Source organism: Kiloniellales bacterium, assembly GCA_030066685.1.
Taxonomy (GTDB): Bacteria; Pseudomonadota; Alphaproteobacteria; order Kiloniellales; family JAKSBE01; genus JAKSBE01.
The window spans coordinates 1-17,206 of sequence record JASJBF010000011.1 but is presented as its reverse complement, the minus strand read 5'-3'; the positions used below and the strand labels follow the sequence as shown (position 1 = coordinate 17,206).

At 69.1% G+C, this 17,206-nt stretch carries 17 protein-coding genes and 1 other RNA gene; 9 read left to right on the top strand and 9 right to left on the bottom strand.

Going from position 1 to position 17,206, the window contains the following annotated elements; translation table 11 throughout:
• Window positions 1-201: 201 nt before the first annotated feature.
• The 3 genes from nudC to QNJ30_09005 form a co-directional block, all read right to left on the bottom strand.
• Window positions 202-1,128, bottom strand: a complete 927-nt coding sequence (gene nudC, locus QNJ30_09015; GenBank protein ID MDJ0943592.1) for an NAD(+) diphosphatase — start codon at window positions 1,126-1,128, stop codon at window positions 202-204.
• Between the two features lie 62 nt (window positions 1,129-1,190).
• Window positions 1,191-1,784 carry a helix-turn-helix domain-containing protein gene (locus QNJ30_09010; GenBank protein ID MDJ0943591.1) on the bottom strand — a complete coding sequence of 198 codons (594 nt, stop codon included), beginning with the start codon at window positions 1,782-1,784 and terminating at the stop codon, window positions 1,191-1,193.
• Window positions 1,784-2,830 (bottom strand): hypothetical protein, encoded by a 1,047-nt coding sequence (locus QNJ30_09005; protein ID MDJ0943590.1) that lies wholly within the window; start codon window positions 2,828-2,830, stop codon window positions 1,784-1,786. Before QNJ30_09005 ends, QNJ30_09010 begins: the two co-directional genes overlap by 1 nt.
• 239 nt (window positions 2,831-3,069) lie before the next feature.
• Between QNJ30_09005 and QNJ30_09000 the strand changes: the two genes are divergently transcribed.
• From QNJ30_09000 to recR, 5 genes are all read left to right on the top strand, one after another.
• Window positions 3,070-3,648 (top strand): hypothetical protein, encoded by a 579-nt coding sequence (locus tag QNJ30_09000; protein ID MDJ0943589.1) that lies wholly within the window; start codon window positions 3,070-3,072, stop codon window positions 3,646-3,648.
• A gap of 51 nt (window positions 3,649-3,699) precedes the next feature.
• An RNA gene (ffs, locus tag QNJ30_08995) (signal recognition particle sRNA small type) lies at window positions 3,700-3,796 on the top strand.
• 123 nt (window positions 3,797-3,919) lie between these two features.
• Window positions 3,920-5,758 (top strand): DNA polymerase III subunit gamma/tau, encoded by a 1,839-nt coding sequence (locus QNJ30_08990; protein MDJ0943588.1) that lies wholly within the window; start codon window positions 3,920-3,922, stop codon window positions 5,756-5,758.
• The gene (locus QNJ30_08985; GenBank protein MDJ0943587.1) at window positions 5,755-6,078 is read left to right on the top strand and encodes a YbaB/EbfC family nucleoid-associated protein; all 324 of its coding nucleotides are present in this window, start codon (window positions 5,755-5,757) and stop codon (window positions 6,076-6,078) included. The genes QNJ30_08990 and QNJ30_08985 overlap by 4 nt, the downstream gene beginning before the upstream one ends.
• A gap of 31 nt (window positions 6,079-6,109) precedes the next feature.
• A complete protein-coding gene (gene recR / locus QNJ30_08980; GenBank protein ID MDJ0943586.1) occupies window positions 6,110-6,703 on the top strand; it encodes a recombination mediator RecR in 594 nt (197 codons plus the stop codon).
• A 136-nt stretch (window positions 6,704-6,839) separates the two neighbouring features.
• Here recR and QNJ30_08975 read toward each other — a convergent pair whose 3' ends face one another.
• Window positions 6,840-8,075, bottom strand: coding sequence for an MFS transporter (locus tag QNJ30_08975; protein ID MDJ0943585.1), 1,236 nt, complete (start codon window positions 8,073-8,075; stop codon window positions 6,840-6,842).
• 123 nt (window positions 8,076-8,198) lie between these two features.
• Window positions 8,199-8,711 carry a peroxiredoxin-like family protein gene (locus tag QNJ30_08970; GenBank protein MDJ0943584.1) on the bottom strand — a complete coding sequence of 171 codons (513 nt, stop codon included), beginning with the start codon at window positions 8,709-8,711 and terminating at the stop codon, window positions 8,199-8,201.
• A gap of 231 nt (window positions 8,712-8,942) precedes the next feature.
• Here QNJ30_08970 and QNJ30_08965 point away from each other — a divergent pair, with 231 nt between their 5' ends.
• On the top strand, window positions 8,943-9,503 hold the full coding sequence (locus QNJ30_08965) for an HNH endonuclease (GenBank protein ID MDJ0943583.1): 561 nt from the start codon (window positions 8,943-8,945) through the stop codon (window positions 9,501-9,503).
• 187 nt (window positions 9,504-9,690) lie between these two features.
• Window positions 9,691-10,362, top strand: coding sequence for an HAD-IA family hydrolase (locus QNJ30_08960; protein MDJ0943582.1), 672 nt, complete (start codon window positions 9,691-9,693; stop codon window positions 10,360-10,362).
• Window positions 10,363-10,430: 68 nt separating this feature from the next.
• Here the strand turns inward: QNJ30_08960 and QNJ30_08955 are convergent, their stop codons facing one another.
• Window positions 10,431-11,309, bottom strand: coding sequence for a hypothetical protein (locus QNJ30_08955; GenBank protein MDJ0943581.1), 879 nt, complete (start codon window positions 11,307-11,309; stop codon window positions 10,431-10,433).
• 252 nt (window positions 11,310-11,561) lie between these two features.
• Complete coding sequence (locus tag QNJ30_08950) at window positions 11,562-12,653, bottom strand: helix-turn-helix domain-containing protein (protein MDJ0943580.1); 1,092 nt, start codon at window positions 12,651-12,653, stop codon at window positions 11,562-11,564.
• Between the two features lie 657 nt (window positions 12,654-13,310).
• On the opposite strand from QNJ30_08950, the gene QNJ30_08945 reads away from it, so the two are divergent.
• Complete coding sequence (locus tag QNJ30_08945; protein ID MDJ0943579.1) at window positions 13,311-14,324, top strand: AraC family transcriptional regulator ligand-binding domain-containing protein; 1,014 nt, start codon at window positions 13,311-13,313, stop codon at window positions 14,322-14,324.
• A gap of 149 nt (window positions 14,325-14,473) precedes the next feature.
• Window positions 14,474-15,589, top strand: coding sequence for a succinylglutamate desuccinylase/aspartoacylase family protein (locus QNJ30_08940; protein MDJ0943578.1), 1,116 nt, complete (start codon window positions 14,474-14,476; stop codon window positions 15,587-15,589).
• A 325-nt stretch (window positions 15,590-15,914) separates the two neighbouring features.
• Here QNJ30_08940 and QNJ30_08935 read toward each other — a convergent pair whose 3' ends face one another.
• Window positions 15,915-16,721 (bottom strand): GNAT family N-acetyltransferase, encoded by an 807-nt coding sequence (locus QNJ30_08935; protein MDJ0943577.1) that lies wholly within the window; start codon window positions 16,719-16,721, stop codon window positions 15,915-15,917.
• A gap of 138 nt (window positions 16,722-16,859) precedes the next feature.
• Window positions 16,860-17,206, bottom strand: a 347-nt coding sequence (locus tag QNJ30_08930; GenBank protein ID MDJ0943576.1) for an aldehyde dehydrogenase family protein, incomplete at its 5' end; no start/stop codon positions are given.

The following is a 17,206-nucleotide window of genomic DNA, read 5'->3' as shown; positions in this document are numbered from 1 at the left end:
CATGTAGGTGTTACGCTCTAAGGTGTTTCTCGAGCATAGTCCGGCAATCAATGTTAGAAAATCACCAAATATATACGACTTTAAATTTTAATTGGATCGGTAGTTCCGAGATCTGGCGTGCTCGAGCGGCGGCTGGAGCCGTTCGACTGAATCCGGAGTATCGGGCTCGTCTCGGCCCATCGGTCGGGCGCGGGGCGGCCGTCAGCCCGCCAGCCAGTCCTCGATCAGGCGCCGCGCGATGGAGTCCCGGCGCGGCAGGCGCAGCCTGTCGTCCTCCGGCGAGTTGAGCAGCTCGTCGCGGGTGAACCAGCGCGCGCTCTCCAGCTCATCGGGATTGACCACGAGCTCGCCGCCGGCGTAGCGGGCGTGGAAGCCGAGCATGATCGAGGAGGGGAAGGGCCAGGGCTGGGAGGAATGGTAGCGGACCTCGTCGACGCGGATGCCGCTCTCCTCCTCGACCTCGCGGGCGACCGCGTCCTCCAAGCTCTCGCCCGGCTCCACGAAGCCGGCCAGGGTCGAGTGCATGCCGGCCGGCCAGACGGCCTGGCGGCCCATCAGGCAGCGCGCGCCGTCATGGACCAGCATGATCACCGCCGGATCGGTGCGCGGGAAATGCGGCGTGCCGCAGTCCGGATTGCGGCAGCGGCGCAGGTGCCCGGCCTCCAGGCTCTCGGTCGGATGGCCGCAGAGGCCGCAGAAGCGGTGCCGCGAATGCCAGTACATCATGCCCCGGGCGTAGGCCAGCAGCGCGCCCTCCCAATGGGCCAGCAGGGGGCCGACCGCCCGGATGTCCTGGAAGGCGCTGTCGGCGGTCAGCGCCGGCCCCGGCTCGGGCGCCTCCAGGGGCGTCAGGTCGAGGGCGATGTAGGCCGTCTCCTCGTAGAGCCCGAGCAGGGCCAGGCCGGCGGACTGCTCGACCAGGTGCCCGGCCTCGTCGGTCCGCAGGAAACGGGCCCGCGGCACCTCGACCTGCAGGAAGAGGTTGCGCTGGCGCCAGACCGGCACCAGCAGGGTCCGCGGGTCGGCCAGCCGCTCGGCCAGCCAGGACGGGTCGCCGCGCCTGTCGTGGGCGCGGTCCAGCCCGCCGCTGGCATAGAAGTTGGGCTTCCGGTGGTCGGGATCGGGCATGCCGAGGCGAAGGTGGCACAGCTTCCGACGCCGGGCAATCAGCGCCCTTGCGCAACCCTGCGTCAGTCGGCCTTACGCTTGTCGGACAGTCGGTGCTCGACCAGCTCGACCGCCGCATCTGCGGCCGCCTCCGCATAGGCGGGATCGCGATGGATCAGGATCTGGGTGATGCAGCCGTCAAGCAAGACCATCAATTGCCGGGCGAGCCGGGCCGGCTCATTGACGCCGTGGGATGCCAGGTGACCCGCCAGCCATTCCTCGAAGGCCCGCTTGTGCTTCGCCGCGATGTCGGAGACGGCTTCGTTCGGGGTCTCGCGAAGTTCCGAGACCGCGCGGGCGAAGGGGCAGCCCTGCCATTTCGGATTGCCGGCCTGCCGGGCGAAGGCCCGGAACAAGCCTTCGACCTGCGCTGCAAGGCCACCGGAGACCCGATTCATCGACTTGATCAAGCCGGCGAGGACGGGCTCGTTTCGCGCCTCCAGGACGGCCGCGATCAGATCGTCCTTGCTGTCGAAATGTAGGTAGAGGGTCCGTTTCGTGACCCCTGCCGCCGAAGCGACGGCGTCGACGCCGACGGCGCGAATACCCTTGGCATAGAACAGATCCGCTGCGGCTTCGAGGATGCGCCTTCGGGTCTCCGCCGGTATGCCGCGCACTATGCTCTTCCAAGCGGGCCGTTGATCAGCCGGTGGAAGGCGCCTGCTTCCAGGCCTTCGCCCAGCAGGAACAGACCGGTATTGTAGGGATCGAGCTCGAAACCATCCTCGACCCTTGGCACAAGATACCGTCGTAGACGTTCCGCCCGGCTCCTTTGCCCCAGTTCCTTGGCCAGGCAGAAGGCCCAGGCCGTGGCAAGTTCGTTCGACGAGAACTCCTGCTCGGCTTCCCAGTCGGCGACCCGGACGAAGGCGCCGCCGCCCGCGGAGACGATGTTCCGCTGCCAGCGCTCGAACCAGGTCGTCACGCGATCCGGCACGACCCCGCTCATCAGGAAAAGCGCCCAGATGTCCGCGCCCAGCGCACGCTTCTCGACCAGCGGGAACGGCTTGTCCGGCTGGGTGCCGAAGTAGAACAGCGGGCCGGTCTCCTCGCCGCTCAGCAGATGGTCCTCGACGGTTGCCAGCCACCTGGCGTTCGCGGCGGCGAAATCGGTCCCGAAGAGGCGATCGTGGAGCCTGTTGTTGATCAGCATGTGCGCGTTGCACATCACCATCGACTGGTGGTGGTAGCAGCTCACGCCGCAGCTCGGCGATACCGTCATCTGTTCCCAGAGTCCGCGGGAGAGCTCCTCATAGGTCGTCGCACGCCCCTCGAGCTCGATGCGGTCGGCCGGCGGCGCGCCGAAGGCGTCGATGTAGAACCCGATGAAGGTCGCGAGACGCCCGGCATAGGTCAGGTTCCGTTCCTGCAACGGCCAGGTCTGCTCGCCGAGCTCGCTATGCCAGTAGGTCCAGCACCTCGGTTCGAGAAGGCCGCGATAGATCGCATCCAGCTGTGGCCGCAGCCTCTCGGCCTGGCTTGGATCCCGCTTGAGTTCGACGAAGTAAGCGAGCGCCGGATAGACCAGGTGATAGCGGCTCGCGAAGTTCAGCATCTCCCTCTTCGGCCGATAGATCCGGGTCCAGTCGCACGCACCGCCGGAATAGCACCGCTCGAGGCGGTCCTTCGCCGCCGAGGTCGGATCGCTCACAATCGCTCGCATCGTTTCGGCTCCTTTAGTATACTGATCGGTATACTAAATTCCGGACTCGCGTGAGTCAAGCGCCTGGCTGCTGCGGTGGGCCCGCCGGAGCAAGTCGGCCTGGCGGGGTTCCCCATTGGCTCAGGGTCGGATTCCGGCGCGACCCCTTGCGCGCCGACCGCGTCCGTCGCAGTCTATCGGATGGGTCGGGCGAGGCGGCCGCCCTGGGGGGTGACAAGAACAATAAGGGGATCAGGCCCATGGCCCGCTCCGTCATGGCCGCATGTCTGCTCGCTGTCATCTTGCTGCCGGGCTTGACCGTCGAGGTCCGGGCGCAGTCCTTCGGCTGCCTGATCGGCTTCCGACAGCAGCCGCGGATCTGGATCTACACCGACCCCGAGGGCGCCGGCCGGCGCCTCCGGCCGGTGCGGATCTCCGAGACCGTCGGCGAGGTGCTCGAGGAACTGGCGCCCGAGGACGGGCGCAGGCCCTACAGCTTCGAGGTCGTGCGCAACAACGAGGCGCACAACCTGATCGACGACCTGGACCTGCTGTCCTGCACCTCCGGCAAGCGCCTGGACGTCGCGGTCCGCTCCCGCAAGATCCTCAAGTACCCCGAGGACCCGAAGTCCTTCACCCTGATGTCCTTCACCTTCACCCTGCGCGACCCGCGCAAGCTCAAGACCACGCGCGAGGTCGAGCTCGGACCCTTCCGCCTCCTGCTGGCCGACCCCGGCGATCCCGGCAGCCTCAAGGCGGCCCTGGCGCCGATCATTGCCGAGCGCCTGGCCGACTGCCTCTTCGACGCCGATCCGGGAGCCTGCAAAGGCGGCGCTTGAGGGTCGGGAATCGCTTGCGCCGGCGGGGCCGGCGGCTGATATATAGGCCCGGGAGGTTGGCGGCGGACGGACCCCTCGCCAACCCGGTCAGATCCGGAAGGAAGCAGCCGTAACGAGTTCGGTCCGGGTCGTTCGTCCAGCCTCCCGCCTCCTGTCCACGGGACCCGGTCCGGGGCCCCATTCTTCTCGCCGCCGACGCCTCTTGCTTCGACAGAGGGCCGGTCGGACGACTATACTGGGCAGCCGAAAGACAGCGCGAGCGAAGCACCGGATGAGCGCCTCCGAGAGCCCAGACCCGCCGCAGGCGCAGGACCTGCCGCCAGATCTGCCCCGGGGCCAGGACGGGCCCGAGGGCGCCTACCGGGTGCTGGCCCGTAAGTATCGCCCGACCCGCCTGTCCGAGCTAGCCGGCCAGGAGGCCATCGTCCGGATCCTGACCAACGCCATCGCCCAGGACCGCATCGCCCAGGCCTTCCTGCTGACCGGGGTGCGCGGCACCGGCAAGACCACGACCGCCCGGATCATCGCCCGGGCGCTCAACTGCGTCGGCCCCGACGGCGGCGGCGGCCCGACGGCGGCGCCCTGTGGGCTCTGCGAGCACTGCACGGCGATCTCCGAGGACCGCCACGTCGACGTCATCGAGATGGACGCCGCCAGCCGCACCGGCGTGGCCGACATCCGCGAGCTGATCGAGGGCGTGCGCTACCGTCCGGTCTCGGCCCGGCGCAAGGTCTACATCATCGACGAAGTGCATATGCTCTCGACCAGCGCCTTCAACGCGCTCCTTAAGACCCTGGAGGAGCCGCCGCCGCACGTCGTCTTCATCTTCGCCACCACCGAGCTGCGCAAGGTGCCGATCACCGTGCAGTCGCGCTGCCAGCGCCTGACCCTGCGGCGGATCGACGAGGCGGTGCTGCGCGACCGCTTCGCCGCCATCGTCGAGAAGGAGGAGGTCGCGGCCGAGCCCGCGGCCATCGCCCTGATCGCCAAGGCGGCCGACGGCTCGGCGCGCGACGGCCTGTCGCTGCTCGACCAGGCCATCGCCCACACCGGCGGCGACGTGACCGCGGCCCGGGTCACTGAGATGCTGGGCCTCGCCGACCGGACCCGGATCTTCGACCTCTTCGAGGCGGCCTTGCGCGGCAAGCTGCCCGAGGCGCTGGCCCTGCTGAGCGACATGTACGCCGCCGGCGCCGACCCGGCGACCCTGCTGTCCGACCTCTTGGAGCTGACCCACTTCCTGACCCGGGCCAAGGTCGTGCCGGCCATGCTGGAAGACCCCGGCACGCCGGAGGCCGAGCGGACCCGCGGCAAGGCGCTGAGCGAGGGCCTGTCCCTGCCGGTGCTGTCCCGGACCTGGCAGGTCCTGCTCAAGGGCCTGCAGGAGACCCAGGCCGCCGAGCGGCCCCTGCAGGCGGCCGAGATGGTGCTGATCCGCCTGGCTTACATGAGCGACCTGCCGACGCCGGAGGCCCTGGTTCGCCAGCTTGCGGAGGGCGACAAGGCCGCGACCGGCGGCGGCCCGAAGACCGGGGCGGCGAGGGCGCCGGTTTCGACCGGCGGCGGCAATGGCGGCGCCGCCGCCTTGGCCCGTCAGGCGGCGCCCGAGCCGGCCCCGCAGGATCACCCCGAAACCCGGGCGCGCGCCGAGGCGCAGCCCGAGGCCGCGACCGCGGCGGTGCCCGAGAGCTTCGAGGGCCTGATTCGGCTCTTCTGGGACCGCAAGGAGGGCAAGCTGGCGGTCCATCTCAGCGACCACGTGCACCTGGTCCGCTACGCCCCGGGCATTCTGGAGTTCCGCCCCGGCGAGCTGGCGCCGCCGAAGCTCGCGGGCACGGTCGGGCGGCTGCTCCAGGACTGGACCGGCCGGCGCTGGATGGTCAGCGTCTCGGAGGGCGAGGCCGGCGCGCCGACCCTGGCCGAGCAGCGCCGGGCCGCCGAGGCGACGGAGCGCGACGAGGTCCTGCAGCATCCCCTGGTGCAGGCCGCGCTGGAGACCTTTCCCGGCGCCGAGCTTCTGGCCGTCCGCCGCAAGGCCGACGCGGCGGCGGCCGAACCCGAGCCCGGCGCGGCTGCGGCCGCGCCCAAGGAAGGAGACGCGGAGGCATGAAGAACCTCGGTCAGATGATGAAGCAGGCGCAGGAGATGCAGGCCAAGATGGCCGAGATGCAGCAGCAGCTGGCCGAGGCCGAGATGACCGGCGCTTCCGGCGGCGGCATGGTCCAGGTCACCATGAGCGGCAAGGGCGAGCTGCGCGCGGTCAAGATCGATCCCAAGATCGTCGATCCGGGCGAGATCGAGGTCCTGGAGGACCTGATCGTCGCCGCCGCCGCGGATGCCAAGGCCAAGGTCGAGGCCCACGTCGCCGAGGAGATGAAGAAGCTGACCGGCGGCCTCAGCCTGCCGCCCGGCTTCCAGCTGCCCTTCTGAGGCGGGCTGCTGCGGCCACCCTGGCGTTCCCGTGACCAAGAACGAGATCGAGACCCTGATCCAGCTGCTGGCGCGCCTGCCCGGCCTGGGGCCGCGCTCGGCGCGCCGCGCCGCCCTGCACCTCATCGCCAAGCGCGAGCAGCTCCTGCTGCCCCTGGCCGCGGCGCTGCAGCGGACGGGGGAGGCGATCCGGACCTGCAGCCGCTGCGGCAACATCGACACCGTCGATCCCTGCGGGATCTGCGCCGACCCGCGCCGCCAGCCGGGGGTGATCTGCGTGGTCGAGCAGGTCGGCGACCTCTGGGCGCTGGAGCGCAGCGGCGCCTTCAAGGGCCGCTATCACGTCCTGGGCGGCACGCTCTCCGCGCTCGACGGCCGCGGGCCCGAGCAGCTGCGCATCGGCTCCCTGGTCGAGCGCGCCGCGGCGTCCGAGGTCGAGGAGGTGATCCTGGCCCTCGGCGCCACGGTCGACGGCCAGACCACGGCCCACGTCGTGGCCGAACGCCTGTCGTCCAGCGGGGTCTCGGTCACCCGCCTGGCCCACGGCGTCCCGGTCGGCGGCGAGCTCGACTACCTTGACGACGGAACCCTGACCGCCGCCCTCAAGGCCCGCCGCCCGGCATAGACCCCACCCCTCACCCAGCTCCGGCTAAGGCTCGGCCTTCGGCCGCGCCAAGCCTCCACATCCCTCTCCCCGGGGGAGAGGGAGGGGCCCGCCGCGAAGCGGTGGGAGGGTGAGGGGACCCGGGTTTGGCCCAGTCCTACTCCGCCGCCGCGGCCGGCACCGCGGGGCGGCGTTCGGCGAGCAGCGTCTCGTTGCCCGGGCGCGGCAGCAGCGGGACCAGCAGGGACAGGGCCAGCGAGACCGCCGCCATGGCCGCGCCCGAGAGGAAGACCGCCGCCGGCGAGACCAGCCAGAGGAAGCCGAAGGCGGCCGGGATCACCACCGCGGCGATGTGGTTGATGGTGAAGCTGACCCCGGCGGTGGCGGCGATGTCGGCGGGATCGGCGATCTTCTGGAAGTAGGTCTTGATCGCGATCGCCAGGGCGAAGAACAGGTGGTCGACCACGTAGAGCCCGGCCGCCAGGGCCGCGTTCTCGACGAAGGCGTAGGCGCCGAAGACCAGGATCAGGCCGAGGTACTCGAAGATCAGCGCGCGCCGCTCGCCCCAGCGCCCGATCAGGCGGCCGATGCGCGGCGCCATGACCACGTTGATCACCGCGTTGAGCAGGAACAGCAGGGTAATCTCGCCGACCGTGAAGCCGAATTTCTCGACCATCAGGAAGCCGGCGAAGACGATGAAGATCTGCCGCCGCGCCCCCGACATGAAGGTCAGCAGGTAGTAGAGCCAGTAGCGCGGCCGCAGCACCATGTGGCGGTGCTGGCGCACCTTCTCCTCGAAGCGCGGGAAGACGATCCAGGCGAAGACGGCGATCGCCACGGTCAGGCCGCCGCCCATCAGGTAGACCCAGTGGAAGTCCAGCCCTGCGAGGTCGAAGGCCAGCCAGATCAGGCCGAAGGTGACGATGGAGGCGAAGGACCCGGCGGCGATGATCCGGCCCAGGGTCTCGGGCGCCCGCGCCTTCTCGATCCACTGCAGGGACAGCGAGATCTGCACCGTCTCGTAGTAGTGGTAGCCCAGCGACATGATGACGGTTGTGACGTAAAGCCCGGCCACGCTGGGGAAATAGCCGGTGACCGCGGTGCCCAGGCCGAGCAGCAGCAGCGCCAGGTAGGCCAGGGTCTGCTCGCGCAGGATCAGCAGCAGAAAGACCACCGCGAAGGCGAGGAAGCCCGGCACCTCGCGCAGGCTCTGCAGGATGCCCATCTCGGCGCCGGTGAAGGCTGCCCGCTCGACCGCGAAGTTGTTCAGCAGCGCCTGCCAGGCCGCGAAGGACAGCGGCACCGCGCTGGCCATCAGCAGCAGCAGAACGTCTTCGCGGCGCCAGTCGCCCAGGCCACCGGCGCCGCGCAGGCGGGAGATCGCGGCTCTCATGGCCGCAAGCCTAGTGGATCGGCGCTTTGCCGTCGCCCCGCAATTCGTCATGCCAGGGATTGGGAAACCTGGGGTCCGGCGGCCGCCGCATCGTGCGGCACGGCGACTTTCGCCCTGCGCCCCTTAGCCCGTGCCGCGGATCGGGTAGTCCTTGTCCTGGATGAAGCCGATCGCCCCGGCGATCTGGGCCAGGTCGGGGCGGGCGAAGGGGGCGTTGGAGATGTCGATGATGTGGGCCCTGCCCTCTGGGTTGACGACGAAGAGCCCCGGCTCGGCGAAGGGTCGGTCGGTCTCCTGGGCGCTCCGCGGCTCCGAGACGTAGAGCCCCAGGTCGCGCGCCTGGGCGATGGAAAGGTCGTAGCCGACCGGCAGGCTCAGCTGCCAGTCCTCGACGGTCGCCTCCGCCTTCTCCCGCGGGTCGCAGGACAGGGTGACGATCTCGGTGCCGATCTTGGCGAAGTCGGCCTTCAGGGCCTCCAGCTGGCCCAGGTAGGCCTTGCACTTCGGGCAGTGCCGGCCGCGGTAGACCACCACCAGCTGCCAGCGGCCGGGACCGCCGACCTGGATTTCGCCGCCCGCGACGGCGGGCAGGGCGAATCGGGGCATTTCCGCGCCCGCTTGGAGTTTCTGTGACATATTCTTGCCGATCTCCTGTAAGACTTGGATCCTGCTCCGGATAAGTGAATTACCCTGCCCCGGCGCCAGTCACAAGCGCGCGATCCCTTGGATTAAACGCTGTGAAATAAGGAGCTTTTGTTAAACCCTTCGGGGGTAACTGCCGGTAAATCTTGTCTTTACGAAGGTTATCCACTATTCACTTTCACGGGTGTCGTGGCCCCGGTCGAAACGGGACGTGAGGTGCGGGGAATGGTTGCTGCAGCGCAAGGATATCCGGCGCTGGTGCTGAACGCGGACTTCCGGCCGCTCAGCTACTTCCCCCTGTCGCTCTGGCCCTGGCAGGAAGCGGTCAAGGCGGCCTTCCTGGGGCGGGTCAACATCGTCTCCGAATACGACCGCGTGGTGCGCTCGCCCAGCCTCGAGATCCGCCTGCCCAGCGTCATCGCGCTCAAGGAATACGTCCACCTGGACCGGCGGCCGGCCTTCACGCGCTTCAACGTCTTCCTGCGCGACAGCTTCGAGTGCCAGTACTGCCTGACCGACTTCCCCTCGGAGGACCTGACCTTCGACCACGTGGTGCCGCGCTCGCGCGGCGGCAGGACCACCTGGGACAACGTCGTCACGGCCTGCCAGACCTGCAACCTTCTCAAGGGCAACCGGCGGCTGCAGGACTGCGGCCTGCGGCTGCTGCGCCCGCCGGCCCAGCCGACCGCCTACCAGCTGCAGGAGAACGGCCGCTCCTTCCCGCCCAACTTCCTGCACGAAAGCTGGAACGACTTCCTCTACTGGGACAGCGAGCTGGAGGCCTGAGCGGCGCGGCAGGAGCGCGCAACCGCGGCCTCGATGCAGGGGTGCTGTCGCCTCCTTGCTTGCCTCAGCAAATCTGTCATTGCCGGGCTTGACCCGGCAATCCATTGTGCGGGCGGCCCGATGGATGCCCGGGTCAAGCCCGGGCATGACAGACGCAGGGTTCCAGGAACGCGTGTCATATCGATAGATGCAACACCGGTCATCAGCTCCCGACCTCGTCATTTTCGACTGCGACGGCGTGCTGATCGACAGCGAGATGCTGGTCTGCCGGGTCGGCGCCGAGGTCTTCACCGCCCACGGCTTCCCGATCACCGCGCAGGAGATCGCCCGGCGCTTCATCGGTCGCTCGGCCGCTTACATGTTCGGCGAGGTCGAGAAGGACTCCGGCCGCCCGCTGCCCGTCGCCCTGCGTGACGAGGTGAAGACCCGGGTCACCGCGGCCCTGGCCGACGGGACCGAGGCCATGCCGGGGCTGGTGCCTCTGCTGGACCGCTTACGGGTCCCGGCCTGCGTTGCCTCCTCTTCCGATCCCCAGCGCCTCGAAGCCGCTCTGGGCGCGGCAGGTCTCTACCGGCGCTTCCAACCGCACATCTACAGCGCCGTCGAGGTTCCCCGCGGCAAGCCGGCCCCCGACCTCTTCCTTCACGCCGCCGCCTGTCTAGGCGTGGCGGCCGAGGCCTGCGTCGTCGTCGAGGACAGTCTGGCCGGGGTCGCCGCCGGCATGGCCGCGGGCATGTCCGTGATCGGCTTCACCGGCGGCAGCCACTGCGGCCCGGGCCACGGCGAGGCTCTGAGCGAGGTCGGCGCCGGACGCGTCGTGCCGTCGATGGAAGAATTGCAGACGCTGCTTTGCCCGTAACGGCCTCGGGTCCGCCGAGGGAGCGGCGGAATTCCCGGGTTGGCGGCCGGCGGACCGCCGCCCCGGCCTCAGGCCGTCGCCGGGGCCGCCGCCGTCCGGTCGCGCGGGTCGGCCAGCAGCGCCTTCCAGAACCGCCCCTTCACCATCCAGGAGACGCCGAAGGCCCAGAGCGCGAGCGCCTCGAACCAGAAGGTCGCGTTGACCGCGGTCCACCACGCCCAGGATTCCCCGGTGACGTAGGAGACCAGGGCGTTTGTCGCCATGGCGAGCATGGAAAAGACGATGACCCAGCCGGACCAGATGTAGATTCGATTGCGCCGCCGCTTCACCGGCGTGAGCCGCCCCTCCGCGTCGGTCTGCTCCCGCGGGATGACGCGCGTGAAGACATAGAAGGAATAGAACGCCAGGAAGGCGAACAACAGGGCGGCGCTGCCGAAGTGAAGGACGTTGACGTTCGCAAAGAGCTCGAAGAACTGCCCGAGCCTGGTCGCGGGGACGACGGTGACCGGCTCGGTCTTCCAAGGCGCCAGCAGGTCCACCAGGGCCCGGCCGGCGAAGGCCTTCTCTTCGCAGCCGCGCCCGGAGGTCGGGAAGACCGCAATGCCGTAGGCGCAGAAACCGGCGAGGGTCGCGAGCCGATTCTCCCAGAAGTTCTCGCCGCGGTAGGCGATCAGAAAGGTTCCGATGAAGGCCAGGGCCATCACCAGAACGTCGCCGAAGAACTGCGAATAGTAGAAGTGGCTGATCGAATCGTAGAAGCAGGTCCCGACCAGCACGCCGAAGAGCATGGCGAAAGGCAGGCCGAGCGCGACGGCCCCGACCAGCAGGGCCAGGAACTGCTGGTCCAGGACGTAGTCCCGGACGGATCGGTAGGCAAAGGCCGGGTCCGGCTGAAAGCGGCCCGGGTCCATCTGAAGGACGTTCACCAGATCCTTGATCGGCTGCATGAGATCGCTCCCGCGTCGATGTCGCGATGCCGCCGGTCGCGATCATACAGCAGTCTGGATTCCGGCTGCAATTCGCCGGCCTGCGGACCGCGGCGCCGGGCCGCGCGCGGCCAGAGCACGGCAGTGCAGAGGAAGGTGCTCGCCACCGGGCGCATCGAGGGGCCCTGAAGCCGGCGCCCGAGCGCCGCTTGGCTTCGTGGGTCCGACGCTACGGAGCGACTCTCTTCGAGAGCATTCGGAGTGATCCGAATCTCAAGACCTGAAGGGAGTCACTTTGCCGCTTCGATCCGAAGGGGGTCCGATCTGGTGCCGAAAGGACGCGGTCGTCGTTCTATAGGAAAAGGGGCTCGTCGGCCCGGGCCGCAGGGGCCGTCGCGCCAGGGTCTCCGAAGGCGATTCGCCGAACCGGAGCTTGTAGGCTTTGCCGAAGCGGCCGAGGTGCCAGAAGCCGTGGTCGAAGGCCGTGTCCGTGACCGTGGTCTCGCCGGGCCACCGCTGCTGAAGGGACTGGCGCACCGCGCTCAGTCGCCGGGCTCGGTGGTAGACCTGGGGCGCCACGCCGTAGTGGTCGCGGAAGGCATACTGGATCGTGCGGGCGCTGGTCCCGGTGGCCCGGCACAGCTCGGCGAGGGAGACGGCCCGGTCCAGATTGCCGTCCAGGTAGGCTCGGGCCTGACGGGCGTAGCGCACCCAGACGCTGCGACGTCCGCTGCGGGACGGCACACCCCTGGGAAGGGCGTCCTCGAGCAGGGCCGCAAAGTCGGTGACGATCTTGTCGCGAAAAGCCTCTATGCGATTGGCGTTGGCCCCCGGCGGCCACATCGCGTCTTGCAGCAGGGAGGCCAGGAGACCTTCGAAGGCTATCCTCTGCCGGGGGTCGCCCCGATGCCGCAGCATCGCCCAGCGAAGAAGATCGTCGAACATGTCCTCTCCGAGCATGGCGGAGAGATCGCTCATCGACTCGGGCTCGAGGTGGAGGGTGATCAGGTCGACGCCTTGCGGGCCGCCACAGGCAATCTCGCTTACCTCGCCCGGCATGAAGATGTCGCCCGCGGCGTAGGGCAGGCCGTTCAGGCGAACGCCGTCCCTCGGCCGCAAGGGAAAGAGGGCCGGGGTGAAGTCCTTCGGCAAGCTGGCGCAGAAGACGAAGTCCCGGCCGTAGACTTCGTGGGCGACCATGAGGCCCGGAAGCCTGAGTTCCTTCAAGGTGCCGTCCAGGCTTCCCGCCTCGTTCTGGGTGTAAAGGATGTCCCAACCGACGGCGGTCGCCTCCTCCTGGAGCTCCCCGATGTCATCCATCGAGATCGACCAAAGCGGCGATCCATGCTGTCCCTCGCTCTCCACGCCGGCCCCTCCCAAGGCAGCTTTCGGACCATTGACGGGAGGCTTGCCAATAGCCGCCAAAAAAGGCTTGCCATTACGCGCCAGGGCATGCGGACCGCAGCCCGCTATGGCTTCGAAAATCTAAGGTCCGGTCAACGATCTCGGCTGTCGTGCGCGCCCGACACGCCGGGGACCGGGCGAGCGCTCTCTAGACGACCCGGGCGCAGGCTCCTGCGACTTCGGGCATAACCCGCGTCCCGAAGGCCTTCCGCGGCCTCGCCGGTCGAAAGGGCGGGCGCAGCTTTGCCGCCGGGATTCGCGCGCCGGCTTTGCTCCCACGCCCGCTGCCCTGCTCCCGTCAGGGCTGCTCGGATCTCTGGAAAACGCCCGCGCTCGGAGCGGCCTTGCACGAAGCGGATAACGGTTTTTCGCAAGGCGGATAACGGTTCTTCGCGCAGCGGATAGCTGACGCGATGTCGTTGCCGCTAGGTGTCGTGTCCGGCGCGAATTGGTCGTTTCCGCCTGTCGTCGAGCGGGTCGTCCGGCGGTCCCAAGCTCGAAAACACCGACAAGCGGTACCGGCCAAGTGTCCACGCCTGGTCCCCGTGATCGCCGGGGGCTCGGAGTGTCGCGACAGCACCGGCCGCAGAGCTGCGGCGCCGAGGGGGGCTGTATCAGATGGAAACCATTGCGCTTACACGGGCGGGCCAGCTGATCCACGTCACCGATACGCTGGAGCGGCTCGGCCTGTCGGCCGAGGAGATGCTGAGGCAGGGGAACTTGCCGCCGTGGCACTATTGCCATCCGGACGACCTGATTCCCACGCAGCACATCTATGCGCTCCTGGGACAGGCCGCTCGACGTCTGGGCAACCGGGCCCTCGGACTGCGGGTCGGGCTGGAAAGCAGCATCGAGACTCTGGGCTCCTACGGGAAGGTGATCGCGAGCGCGCCTACCATCAAGCAGGCCTTCGAGACGAGCTGCCGCCTGCTTCACCTGCACACCTCCGCCGCCCACATCTGGCTGATCCCGGCCGGTGAGGAGGTCTGGTTCTGCCGCAGCCGCTTCCGCGGTCCCAAGATCGGTCGCTGGCAGATGGAGCAATACGTTCTGATGCGGCTGATCGACCACGTGCGCATGGGGATGGGCCCGTCCTGGCGGCCGGCCAAGGTCCGCCTGCAGGCGACCGAGGCGCCGGGGTGCAAGCTGCGGGAGGCGCTGGGCGATCCCGAGATCCGCATCGGGCAGAGCTGCACCGCCATCGCCGTGCCGCGCACGCTCCTCGCGCAGCCCTTGCGGTGGCGCGCCGGTCCGCCGCAGGCCCGGCAGGAAGAGCAGGCGCGCCTCTGGCAGACGGCGCCCGCGCAGGGCTTCATAGACGCGCTGCGGCAGCTGGCCGAGACGCTGCTGAAACTCGAGGGGCCGCCGCAGATAAGCACGATGGCGGGACTGACCGGCCTTTCCGTGCGTTCCTTCCAGCGCCGGCTGGCGCAGCACGGGCTCACGCACTTCCAGATCGTCGACCAGGCCCGCTACCGGGCCGCCACCCGTCTGCTCGCGGATGCCGACATCCGCATCACCGATATCGGCCTGGACCTGGGCTATACCGACTCCGCCCACTTCACCCGCGCCTTCAGGCGCTGGGCCGGAGTCACGCCGCGCGAGTACCGCAGCCACCGGCTCACGGCGTGATCGGCAGGGCGCCTAGCGGCACGGCGAAGCGGACACTTCGCATGGCATCCAGGGGCAATTTAAACGGGCAGTTGCAGGCAAGAATTGCGACCCTTGCGTGCGCTGCCGAATGGGCGGAGACGCGCGACTTGATCGGGAGGAGGAAGGTCATGTGCAAGACTCGGGTTCTCTTGGCCGTGCTCTCGGCCCTCGCCCTTGCGGCCGGGCCGGCCGCGGCGAAGACCCAGATGACCGGCGACGTCATCGACGGCAAGCCGGTGATCGCCAAGCTCGACGTCGCCAGCCTGGAGGGCGGCAAGGTCCACAAGTTCTTCTTTGCCGCCGGCGATATGAACGTCGGACAGCGCTGGTACGTCCCGCTGATGGTCGCCAAGGGCGCGGAAAAGGGCCCCGGCCTGCTGCTGAACGCCGCGATCCACGGGGACGAGCTCAACGGCGTCGCGGTGATCCAGCGGCTCTTCGAGGAGCTGGACCCGGCGACGCTGCGCGGCGCGGTCATCGCGCTGCCCGGCATCAACACCTCCGGCATGCTCCTGCACAGCCGGCTCTATCACTACAGCGCCGACGGCGGCTCGGCCACGAACCTGAACCGGCTCATGCCCGGAGACGCGTCGTCCAGCAACCCGGGTGAGCGCTACACCAACAGGCTCTGGACCCAGGTCTACGAGGGCAACGTCGACGCCGCGATCGACATGCACACCCAGTCGCGCGGCACGGACTATCCGCTCTACGTCTTCGCCGACTACCGCAATCCCAAGATCAAGCGCCTGGCGGAGGCCCTCCAGCCGGACATGGTCAAGATCGACACCGGACTGGAGGGCACCGTCGAGTACGCCTTCGTCGAGGCCGGGATCCCGGCGGTCACCTTCGAGATCGGCGCCCCGAAGGTCTACGAGTGGGACCACATCGACCGCGCGAAGCGCGGCATCCGCAACGTTATGGTCGACATGAAGATGCTGGACGGCGAGATCGAAGACCTCGGCGTCGAGACCTTCGTCGGCAACTACTTCGAGACCCTGAGCGCAGAGGTCGGCGGCTTCACGGAGGTGCTGGTCGAGCTCAAGCAACCGGTCACCAAGGGCCAGCGCGTGGCGCTGCAGCGCAACGCCTTCGGCGAGATCGTGGCGGAATACCACGCGCCCTTCGATGCCCGGGTGCTCTCGCTCGCCACCGATCCGCTGCGCGAGCCCGGCGCGACGGTGGTTCGCTTCCTTCACATGAGCGACAAGGAGGGCTGCGAGCACGGCTGCCGGCCGGGTTACTGACCCGGCGCGGCGCCGCCCGTCTTGGGCGACGGCCTGCGGCCTCGACGGCCGGGGAGGGAGGCTCATACCAAGGAGCGTTGATAATGAGTCATTTGACCGGGTTTGCTTGATCGCCCGTCAGGCGCGCTTCGCGCAGCGGTGCGATGTACCGTAGGCGGAGCGCAACGCAGCGGCCGGTCAATCAAACCCGGCCTGCGGTGGCGTGCGGCGACCCGCCGGGTGCGTTCCGACCCTTGCCCGATGCGATGGCATCGCGCCGCGGGCCGCGCCTGCCCGGCGGGTCGCCGCACGCCATCAAATGGGTCATTATCAACGCTCCTTGGTATCAGGGCTTCGGGGGTGCGTAGTTCTCCCGCAGGTAGTCCTCCCGGAATCCGGCCCTCTGGATGTTCGAATAGGAATGCTGGGGATCGCCGGGCACCGCTTCGCCCGTGCAGGTGAAGAGCTTGCGGCAGCCCAGGTCGAGGGCGTGCTGAACGCGCCGCGCCAGCAGGGCGCTTTGGCTGCCCCGGCGGCGATACGTCGGCGCCGTCGCCCCGAAATCGAACCAGGCGAGACCGTCCTCGACGAAGACCGTTCCGGTGCCGGCCGGCTCCTCCCCGTCGAAGCTCATGAACACCTGCCATCCGGGGCGCCCGGGGAGCCCTGCCAGCCAGGGGACGGCCGCGTCTCCCAGGTCGAAGGCGTCACAGACGATCCGCCCGAAGGCCGCGCCCTGCTCGGGACCGACTTGCTCGATCCTGAGGTCCGTCTCGGTCTTCGGCGCGGCCTCCCGGCCGCGACTGAACTTCTGCCAGCCGCGCACCTTCTGCAGGCCCGCGGCGTGCAGCCAGTCGACCAGCCGGGCCGGCCGCGCCGCCGGGTGCCGCTGCACGAAGTAGCGCCGGACCCCGGCCGCGCGATAGGCGGCCAGGAGCGCGGCCACGCTGTCCTCGGTTTCGGGCTGCGAGAGCCCGAGGCCGATCGCCCGGTTGATCACGATCGCCGAGGCCGGCAGCCCGCCGGCGAGCGACACCAGCGCCGCGCCGAGCGAAAGGGCCTGAAGCCCCAGCGCCTCGACCAGCTCGGGCGAAGCGGCGGCTTGGAGATCGGCGAGCGCCGCGCGCTCGATCGATTCGGCTTCGTAGTCCACGGGAACCTCCGGATATGACGCCAGGCCCGGGGCGCCGGCTCAGCGCGGGACCCGGGCCGTGCCGGCGCCTTCCCTCCTTCGCGCGGCGGGTCCGGATGTGGCCCGGGAGGCTCCGCTACCCGGCCCCGCCGGGCCCCGTCACGCGCCCCAGCCGCTGACCGCCTTGACCTCGCAGAAGTCCTCCAGGCCCCAGACGCCGCCCTCGCGCCCGTTGCCGGAGGCCTTGAACCCGCCGAAGGGGCTCCCGGCGCCGCGCGACTGGCCGTTCATCTCGACCATGCCGGAGCGGAGCCGCCGGGCGACCCGGTTGCGCTTCGCCCCGTCCTCGCTCTGCACGTAGTTGGTCAGGCCGTAGGTCGTGTCGTTGGCGATCGCGACCGCCTCCTCCTCGGTCTCGAAGGGGATGATCGAGAGCACCGGGCCGAAGATCTCCTCGCGCGCGATTGTCATGTCGTTGCTGACGTCGGCGAAGACGGTGGGGCGGA

Bases quoted from the DNA above. Each gene is read 5' to 3' on its own strand.
- nudC (MDJ0943592.1), bottom strand. From the start codon at position 1,128: ATGCCCGATCCCGACCACCGGAAGCCCAACTTCTATGCCAGCGGCGGG.
- QNJ30_09005 (MDJ0943590.1), bottom strand. From the start codon at position 2,830: ATGCGAGCGATTGTGAGCGATCCGACCTCGGCGGCGAAGGACCGCCTC.
- QNJ30_09000 (MDJ0943589.1), top strand. From the start codon at position 3,070: ATGGCCCGCTCCGTCATGGCCGCATGTCTGCTCGCTGTCATCTTGCTG.
- QNJ30_08990 (MDJ0943588.1), top strand. From the start codon at position 3,920: ATGAGCGCCTCCGAGAGCCCAGACCCGCCGCAGGCGCAGGACCTGCCG.
- QNJ30_08985 (MDJ0943587.1), top strand. From the start codon at position 5,755: ATGAAGAACCTCGGTCAGATGATGAAGCAGGCGCAGGAGATGCAGGCC.
- QNJ30_08975 (MDJ0943585.1), bottom strand. From the start codon at position 8,075: ATGAGAGCCGCGATCTCCCGCCTGCGCGGCGCCGGTGGCCTGGGCGAC.
- QNJ30_08970 (MDJ0943584.1), bottom strand. From the start codon at position 8,711: ATGTCACAGAAACTCCAAGCGGGCGCGGAAATGCCCCGATTCGCCCTG.
- QNJ30_08965 (MDJ0943583.1), top strand. From the start codon at position 8,943: ATGGTTGCTGCAGCGCAAGGATATCCGGCGCTGGTGCTGAACGCGGAC.
- QNJ30_08960 (MDJ0943582.1), top strand. From the start codon at position 9,691: ATGCAACACCGGTCATCAGCTCCCGACCTCGTCATTTTCGACTGCGAC.
- QNJ30_08955 (MDJ0943581.1), bottom strand. From the start codon at position 11,309: ATGCAGCCGATCAAGGATCTGGTGAACGTCCTTCAGATGGACCCGGGC.
- QNJ30_08945 (MDJ0943579.1), top strand. From the start codon at position 13,311: ATGGAAACCATTGCGCTTACACGGGCGGGCCAGCTGATCCACGTCACC.
- QNJ30_08940 (MDJ0943578.1), top strand. From the start codon at position 14,474: ATGTGCAAGACTCGGGTTCTCTTGGCCGTGCTCTCGGCCCTCGCCCTT.